Here is a 7,604-nt window from a genome sequence, read left to right as displayed (position 1 = left end):
TGCCCCCGACGTGCCGCGCCCGTCAGGCCACCTCACGGAGGTGCGTGATGGGTAGACACTCCGACCCTGCCTGGCCTGGTGACCTGCTGTGGCGGCAGTCCCCGTGGGACCACTTCGTACACGCCTTTCCCCAACTGGGGGAGATCTCGTCGGAGGCGATCTGTGACCACTGCGCACCAACCTCACGGTTGATCGACCCGCTGCCGGGGGCGAAGCGGTGCCTGGCGTGCCTGCTCATCCACGGCGGGGACCTCGCCGACACGCACAAGGAGCGGGACCGGTGGACCTGACCGCCGCACAGGTGACATCGCTGGTCGGCGAGGAGCTGCTGGCCGCCCGCCGACGACACGGCCTCTCCCGCCGTGACCTGACCTCCCGATTACCGTCCACGATCACCGCACACACACTCGCCTCGTACGAGACCGGGACACGGCAACCGACGGTGGCGCGGCTGGTTGAGATCTGCGCAGCGATGGGCGAGTCACCTGCGGCCCTGTTGGGGCGGGCGACGGACCGGTACCTGAGCTGCCTAGACGTGTTCAGTGTGGATTTGCAGACGGTTGCCGCCGACCCGACTCCCCGGTATGGGGCGGTCGCGGCGTGGGCGCAGGCACGGATGGCCCACGGCACGGACCGGGTGTTGCTGGACCCCGCCAGCGTTGAGATGTTGGCGGTCGCGACACAGGTGCCCCCACAGGAACTGGTCGCGCATCTGACAGAGATCGCCAACAGGCGGGAGGAGGTGAGCGGTATGGGTCACACGTGGGGCGAGATTGAGGCGTCGCTTGGTGACGGCAAGGGCAACGACGACAAGCAGGAGCAGGACGACGAGGAGCCGGAGAGGGTGAGCTGAATGGGCACCGCCACGAACTCGGCACCTGGTGTGGGCTGTCTCGAATGTGGGACGCCTCCGTGTCCACCCTCCTGTGGATGCGTATGCCACGGGAGCGGCAAAGCTATTCCCCTGGGGGACACGCCCTCTTGACCTCCGTTCAGTTCTTGCTCCTGGACGGGACCGGGGCGGCCCTGCGGTAACAGGGTCGCCCCACACTTTCCCCCGACGTGGACACGACGAAATCGGCCCCCACCCGACCGGACCGAGGGGATCGGTATCCGGTTTGGGTGGGGGCCGACGTATGCCCGTGGTGGAGGTTGTGTGGTCGCCGCGGGCAGTCTGGGTTAGCGGTCGCGCACCACGATCTGGATTGAACGGTCGTCCGTGCGCCCCTGGTTCGTGGTGATCCGGTTCGTCACCTCGTAGCTCAGCCCGGTCGTCCCGCCCGACAGCCACACCGTGGCGTCCGACCCGGAGTGGGACTGGCTGTCCTTCGTGATCCCGGACGGCACAGTCCAGTTGGATGCCGTGATGGCTTCGCCTTCTGACAGCCACGCGGACCAGTCCACGCCGTAGTCCAGGACCGCGTCCGGATCCTTGAGGTACAGGGGCACTCAGGTCACCTCCAGCACTCGTATCTCGGCGGGCACCGTCAGGACGCGTGACTCGGCAGGGACGGAGAACACCCGCTCGATCGGCGTGACCGACTCGGCGAACACCACCACAGCCCCGAGACCGCCGCCGACACCAACAGCAACACCGGTCACCTCACCGACTCCCACCGCCGCGCCGACGCCACCGCCCACGCCGAGCCCTACCGCAGTCACCTCACGGACCCCGGTCCCGACGCCGACTCCCCCGCCCGCACCGGATGCGACACCGACGACCGACAGCTGTTCACTGCCGGTCGCTGCGCCGACACCGCCTCCGTGGCCGGTGGCCGCGCCAGTCACGGTCGCGGACTCGGGCGCACCAGCGGCCAACCCTTGCCCGCCGCCAGTCCCGGCAGCGGTCGCGGTCCGTTCCCGCACACCCGCCGCTGCCCCGGCACCACCACCGGTTCCGGTCGCGGTACCGGTGGTGTCGACGGCGATCGGCGGGTCAGCCTCCGTCGTGGTCGCGGTTGATCCGGCCGTGAGATGGCGGCCGTTGCCGGACACGTCGGTGAGGTCGGTGTGCACGGCGAGCGGCCACGCCGCCCACAACCCAGACGTGCGGACCGGGGTTGCCGAGGCCCACTCGGCTTCGATCTCCGCCTGCGACAGCGCCACGGTCCACACTCGGACGTGGGCGAGGCGCCCGTTCCACCACTCGCTGGAGTCGGCCGTCGCCCGCCCGGCGAGCGTGACCGCGTTCGGCGCCGCCACACCCGCCACGGTGCCGGTGTCGACCTCGGTGACACCCGCGGGCGCGGCCACGTACACGGCACCTGAGGTGCCGGTGCAGGAGATCGCGACCTTGCGCCACTGCCCGACCACAAACCCGGTGGCAGAAGTCAAGGTGCCGCCTACGGTGAAGTAGTTCGGTCCGCCGAGACCGTCTCCGGACGTCGCGAAAGTCGCCGCGGTGCCACCGTTGTAGAGACGGCAGATCGTCGCGTAGTCGTTCTGGTCCACGGAGACGTACGCCCACGCCGTGACCGTCAACCCGGCCGTGGGGTTGGGTGCGCCGCCGGTGTAGGAGATCCGGTCGGTGGCTGCGTCAAACCGGACAGCCACGTCAGGCCATGACGTTGAACAAGAACGTCAACCCGCCTGACGGGATGACGAAGTTGTTGCCCGTCGTCACAGCGTCAGCGGTGACCGTGCCGGACCAGCCGCACGCCCCTGCGGTAGAGGCCGTCCACCCGGACCAGTGGGTGTAGTCCTCCGACCCGGCCACACCGTTCCAGCGGGTCTCCGTGTTCGTGGCGATCACCCCGCCAGAGGCAGACCCGAATGTGGCCTGGACCCGATCGGTCTCCGTCGCCGGATTCGCTGTGCCCGCAGCACCAGGATCACCGACGTGCAGTTTGATCCACGGGTACTCGGCGGCCAATGCGTCGAGATCTTCGTTCGCCTCCGCGGCGCGGACACCGGTAGCCACCGGTCACCCCTGCCGAAGGACAGCGGCCGACTGCACCCGCGCGTACGGAGCCGCGTACACGCCGAGCGCACCCAACGCGGCCAGCGCGAGCTGCATCCACTCCGTCGACGTGATCCCGTCCGTGATCACCGACGTCAACAGCATCAGCACCGCGGACAGCACCGCGAGGACGCTCTTGGTGAAGCGGGCACCGGGCACGTTCGGTGCGGCGAACACCGCCGCCGCACCGGTTCCGGCGATCGCGACGTTCACCCACTCGACCGCGGAGATGACCGCGTCACCGGTCATGGCAGCGACAGCGGCGGACAGCAGAGCCGCGACAACCGCAGCGATGGACTTCCCGTAGTTCATGTCAGATCCCTTCGAGGGGTGTGTCAGGACCGCGGCCCGGTGGCCGGGTTGTTGTCTCGGGCGCGGGCGTCGGCGTCGTCGTTCACGGCCTTCGCCAGCAGGGTGTAGTCGAGCTCGACCTTGACGGTCGGGGGGTTCGCGGTGAGGTAGTCGGAGATCCCGCGCTGCACGGCCTCGTCGATGCCGGCCTTCAAGCCCTCGACCTTGGCGCCGACAGCGTCAGCCTTCGCGCCTGCCTCATGGCCCGCCGCCACTGCTCGAGTGACCACGTCTCCGAGGACTTTGTAGACCTGCGACTTGCTGTGCTGGGTGGTCCAGTCGTGCCCTGAGATGAGGGCCTCGTGGAGGTCGCCCAGGATCCGGGCCTGCTCGGGAGTCATGTCGTCCAGCGCTCCGTTCTTGGCGGCCGCGCGAAACGCGGTCATGTCGATGGTTCGGTTGGGCGCGTTGCCCGGATCCCACTTGCCGGTGATCGAGGTCTCGGCGTGCCCGCGGACCCGTTCGAGGTCGCCGCGGCCCACAACATCCGCGACCGCCTTCGCCCACACCAACGCGGACCGGTACTGCGCGTCCCGCATCGGCACCGTGCCGGGGTACACGATCTCCAAACCCATCACCCGCCGGTTGAACAGCTTCGTGACCGGCAGCGGCCCCATGGACCGGCCGCCCGACGCGCCGGCATGGTTCGCGGGATGCGCCGCGATCACGGTGATGGAGCCGTCGTCGTTGCCCGCGTAGTTGCACAGCGGGCCATCCAGGTCCGGCCTGCCGTTGATGAGCAGGTTGCCCACACCGGTGCCGGGCAGGGCGACCCCGTACCCGGTCGCGGTGTGGTGGATTAATCCGCCCTCATAGGCAGACACCTGCCCGTTGCCGCGGGTCTGCCAGCCCGCCGCCTCGCGCACCGTGATGCCAGCCGCCCGAAGCCGCGCGTTGACCTCGAGGCACTGGGTGACCGACATCAGCCGTCCTCCTTGCACACGTCGCGCGGTGGTGATGGATACGGGTTCTCCTGCTGCGCCTTCTTCGCCACAGCCCGCTTCTCCAAGTAGGCCGTGAGCGCGTCCTGAAACTGCCTACGGCCTTCCTCGGTCGGGGTGACCGCGGCGACCGACGACAGCAGCTGGTCCAACGCGTCCTGCGCCTCAGACGTCGCCGTCGAGCGCGCATCCAGCGCGTCGGCGAAACCGTTCGCGTACGCGGTTTGGCACTCCGTCAGACGCGCGGTCGCATCGCTCTGCACATAGGACTGGACAGCGGTGAACACGCCCAGGATCACGATGATGGCGCCGAGGACATGCGTCCCTGTGAACCGAGACCGACGCGCGATCTGACCTTCAGGCACTGGATCTCCCTCGTCTTGGACGGCATCCGCCAGCGCATCAACCGCCACCGTGGACCGGCCCATCAACCACCCGACGAGCAACCCGACGCCTGTCCACGGCACGGACAAGAGGATGTAGTTCCATGGCGTCACGACTGACCACCCCGGTCGTCTGACTCGTCTTCATTGGTCTTTGGCTCGGAGTCCAGGAGCTTCGCCAACTTGCTACGGACCGATCTGGCTGGCCCGTTTTCGGTCCGTCTCCCCAACGCGAATGTCGCACCGACAACGATCGCGAAGATCGCGTTCAGGGCCGGGTCACTACGACCGGGATAGAGGAACCCGACGACCAGGTTTGCCGCCCACATGATCGAGATCAGGATCGCGAGGGCGATCACCAGCGGACGAGGCAGCACCAGCACTCCCTTGGTCGGACGACCCGCTGGGCGGGAATTGGATCAGTGAAGTTCCGAGCATGTGTGCCTCCCGCGGGCTTCGCTCGAATGGTCCGTGTCTGGCACGAAATTGGTTCGGTGGAACCCTGTTACGTCCGGCGCGTCTTATGCGATGAGTAGTTCAAGTCCCCCGATTCCGGGGCGCGCCTAGGGGAGATCAAATGCGCAAGAACATCGCCGTCGGCGGCACTGTCGCCGCAGCCGCTGCGGTTATCGCCGGGATCGCTGTTGCTCTCGCCGGCGGACAGTCCTCCGGGCAGGACACTGACACCCGGCCCGCCGGGCAGGTTGAGGTTGTCACTGACTCCCCCACGACCACCACGACGCCCGCGCCAGAGAACAGCGCCCCGGCAGTCGACGCGCCCGCCACGCAGGCACCTCCCGCGCCCGCCCCGGGGGATACTGGTGACGTGCCCCCGAACCAGCCTGTACCGGCCGACCAGCTTCCCGACGTCGCACCCGACAACCCTGTCGGTGATGTGGAGCAGCGTCCCGCGCCCGGGCCCGCCCCGGTCCCGGTTGAGCAGCCGGACAGCGACCCGACCGAGGTCAACCAGCCGCCCACCATCGGAGACGTGCCTGACGCGGGTTGACGTCAGGTCTGACGCTGGAATCCCCGGAACACGCCGCCGACCGTTCCTGATGCATTGGTGCGCTGCACCTCAAGCTCGATAGATATGTAGTTGTAGAAGTCGCCGGGGATCGGCAGTACCTGGATGGACTGCCACCCGAACGCGCCCGACGCGATCGGCATGGACGACCCCACCGGTGTCCCGTTCATCGTGTACCGGGCGTTGCCGATGCCACCCGACTCTGATCGGATCAGCGCCTGCACTTCGACGTAGGGCTGCTGTTTGGGCACCGACCCGGTGGCCCAGGTGCCGATGAAGCCAGCGTTGGATGTCATCGGGATCGCTGACGAGAGCGCGGGGACACCGGTGAGCGGGATCCACGGTTTCGCGAGTCCACCGGTCACGGCGTCGCTGGCCAGAACCTCGTTGCGGTCCTGGTCCAAGAATCGCCAGGCGATGACGTTGGGGTCGCCGCCGGGCGGGAACGTGTAGAAGATCGGTGACCCATCCGGGCGCCGCATGATGATGCCGTTGTAGTTGACGACCGGGTCGTCATAGTGGAGCGGCCCTGCGTAGAAGACGTCAACCCCGTTGTCGAGGCGGAGCCGCATCGCCCCACCGTCCTGCACGGTCAGGCCGCCCTGCGAAACCGACGCCGAGTACAGCGTCTTCCGCTCCGCCTCGGACAGTCGCCCCATGATCTGTGTGAGCATCGCGCCGATGCTGGTGTTGTCCCGCGGCACTACCCCCGCGGGTGCCTCGACAGGAATCGGGATCGACATTCACGCCCCCTGCAGAGTGAGTTGCGCGGTCTGGAAGTCTCCGCCCGAGGACACACCGATGATGCGTTGCCCGTACTCGCCGTCCGGTAGCCAGCGGTGATCACGGACGTTGAACGCGGCGTTGTCGCCGACCTCCACCTCGGACACCGCCGGCGAACCGGTGGCTTGGCCGCGGCCGTCCCGCCCGTCGAGACGGATACGGGCGGCGAGTTTCACCACCGGCGTCCGGTAGGTTTCGACGTCCGCCCGCGCCCACCCGTTGAGGGTGGCGGTTTCGGTGGCGGACGAGTGGTCGTTGTCGATGCCGTCGAGCTGAGGCCAGCCTGCGGCGACGAGCGAGGTGTCCGCGTGGTACCCGTACAGCAGGCTGCGCTCCATGCCGTTGCCTCGGGCCCACACACGGAACTGTTGCTGCGACCCGTCCGAGTCTTCGTCCACGTGGGTGAGGGCGCCGCGGCCGTAATCCCACGCGTGTGGGAGACCGAGGTTGCCGAGTCGGGGGTTGCCGATCCGCATCTTCCACCGGATCGCGGTGCGGGTGTCGTCGGTGTACTCCGGCCGGAACTCGACCTCAGGCCCGTCGATGACCTGGGTGAGTTGGGCGAGTCGTTCGCCGACGTAGGCCATGTCGTAGCCCGGATAGGTCCGCTCCGCCGTTCCGGCGATGTCCGCAGGCAACACGATGGGGAGGCTGCCGTTGCGGGTCATGTCGTTCTGCACCAACCGTTTGGCGATGGTGTGCAGCGACAGGGACGTCAGGTTGACGTCGGCCTCAGCTGCGGCGAGGTTGGTGCCGACCCACGCCGGATTGGCGAGGACCCGCTTGGTGGTGAACAGGGACCAGATACCTGCGGCGCCGACAGACAGGGTCGGAGGGCCTTCGGCGTCGTTGAATCGGGACGTGACTACCGGGCCAGCCTGGAAGATGTGCGACCCCCAGGACAGTCCCCAGGAGATCCGCCAGTAGTCCAGCAGCGCCCGCAGTGTCTGCTTGTGGATGGCGCCGATCGGGACAGTCACCTGCAGGGCCCCGGCCTGGTTGATGCCGTAGTTCCACTGCGGTGTGCCGACGAGCGGGATGTCCTCGATGATCCGCCCGGTGACGGTTTCGGCGGCGAACAACCGCCACGGCAGCACCGGTTCGGGTGCTGCGGCGGCCGCGGCGAGCAGGTCGGCGGCCAGCAGCTGTGGCCCAGTCAT

12 protein-coding genes are annotated in these 7,604 nt (G+C 68.1%); 3 read left to right on the top strand and 9 right to left on the bottom strand.

Features of this window, described 5'->3' with window-relative positions; translation table 11 throughout:
- Window positions 1–47 precede the first annotated feature (47 nt).
- Window positions 48–290 (top strand): hypothetical protein, encoded by a 243-nt coding sequence (locus WBA97_RS34750; RefSeq protein WP_424235240.1) that lies wholly within the window; start codon window positions 48–50, stop codon window positions 288–290.
- The gene (locus tag WBA97_RS34745; RefSeq protein WP_424235239.1) at window positions 281–853 is read left to right on the top strand and encodes a helix-turn-helix domain-containing protein; all 573 of its coding nucleotides are present in this window, start codon (window positions 281–283) and stop codon (window positions 851–853) included. The genes WBA97_RS34750 and WBA97_RS34745 overlap by 10 nt, the downstream gene beginning before the upstream one ends.
- A gap of 326 nt (window positions 854–1,179) precedes the next feature.
- On the opposite strand, the gene WBA97_RS34740 is transcribed toward WBA97_RS34745, so the two are convergent.
- The 7 genes from WBA97_RS34740 to WBA97_RS34710 are packed head-to-tail and all read right to left on the bottom strand — an operon-like array spanning window position 1,180 to window position 5,011.
- Window positions 1,180–1,449 (bottom strand): hypothetical protein, encoded by a 270-nt coding sequence (locus WBA97_RS34740; protein WP_424235238.1) that lies wholly within the window; start codon window positions 1,447–1,449, stop codon window positions 1,180–1,182.
- A complete protein-coding gene (locus WBA97_RS34735) occupies window positions 1,450–2,553 on the bottom strand; it encodes a LamG-like jellyroll fold domain-containing protein (RefSeq protein WP_424235237.1) in 1,104 nt (367 codons plus the stop codon).
- Window position 2,554: 1 nt separating this feature from the next.
- Window positions 2,555–2,920 carry a phage tail fiber protein gene (locus WBA97_RS34730; RefSeq protein WP_424235236.1) on the bottom strand — a complete coding sequence of 122 codons (366 nt, stop codon included), beginning with the start codon at window positions 2,918–2,920 and terminating at the stop codon, window positions 2,555–2,557.
- Window positions 2,921–2,923: 3 nt separating this feature from the next.
- Window positions 2,924–3,271: a hypothetical protein gene (locus WBA97_RS34725; protein ID WP_424235235.1), complete on the bottom strand. Its 348-nt coding sequence runs from the start codon at window positions 3,269–3,271 to the stop codon at window positions 2,924–2,926.
- A 23-nt stretch (window positions 3,272–3,294) separates the two neighbouring features.
- The gene (locus WBA97_RS34720) at window positions 3,295–4,233 is read right to left on the bottom strand and encodes a peptidoglycan recognition protein family protein (protein WP_424235234.1); all 939 of its coding nucleotides are present in this window, start codon (window positions 4,231–4,233) and stop codon (window positions 3,295–3,297) included.
- Complete coding sequence (locus WBA97_RS34715) at window positions 4,233–4,748, bottom strand: hypothetical protein (RefSeq protein WP_424235233.1); 516 nt, start codon at window positions 4,746–4,748, stop codon at window positions 4,233–4,235. Before WBA97_RS34715 ends, WBA97_RS34720 begins: the two co-directional genes overlap by 1 nt.
- Window positions 4,745–5,011, bottom strand: coding sequence for a hypothetical protein (locus tag WBA97_RS34710; protein ID WP_424235232.1), 267 nt, complete (start codon window positions 5,009–5,011; stop codon window positions 4,745–4,747). Before WBA97_RS34710 ends, WBA97_RS34715 begins: the two co-directional genes overlap by 4 nt.
- Before the next feature lie 200 nt (window positions 5,012–5,211).
- Here WBA97_RS34710 and WBA97_RS34705 point away from each other — a divergent pair, with 200 nt between their 5' ends.
- The gene (locus tag WBA97_RS34705; protein ID WP_424235231.1) at window positions 5,212–5,643 is read left to right on the top strand and encodes a hypothetical protein; all 432 of its coding nucleotides are present in this window, start codon (window positions 5,212–5,214) and stop codon (window positions 5,641–5,643) included.
- A gap of 2 nt (window positions 5,644–5,645) precedes the next feature.
- Here the strand turns inward: WBA97_RS34705 and WBA97_RS34700 are convergent, their stop codons facing one another.
- Complete coding sequence (locus WBA97_RS34700) at window positions 5,646–6,335, bottom strand: hypothetical protein (protein WP_424235230.1); 690 nt, start codon at window positions 6,333–6,335, stop codon at window positions 5,646–5,648.
- Between the two features lie 69 nt (window positions 6,336–6,404).
- On the bottom strand, window positions 6,405–7,604 hold the full coding sequence (locus tag WBA97_RS34695; protein ID WP_424235229.1) for a hypothetical protein: 1,200 nt from the start codon (window positions 7,602–7,604) through the stop codon (window positions 6,405–6,407).

This window comes from Actinophytocola sp. (assembly GCF_049647105.1).
GTDB lineage: Bacteria > Actinomycetota > Actinomycetes > Mycobacteriales > Pseudonocardiaceae > Actinophytocola.
Note: the sequence above shows the minus strand (reverse complement) of the source record. Positions and strands in the feature narration are given on the sequence as shown.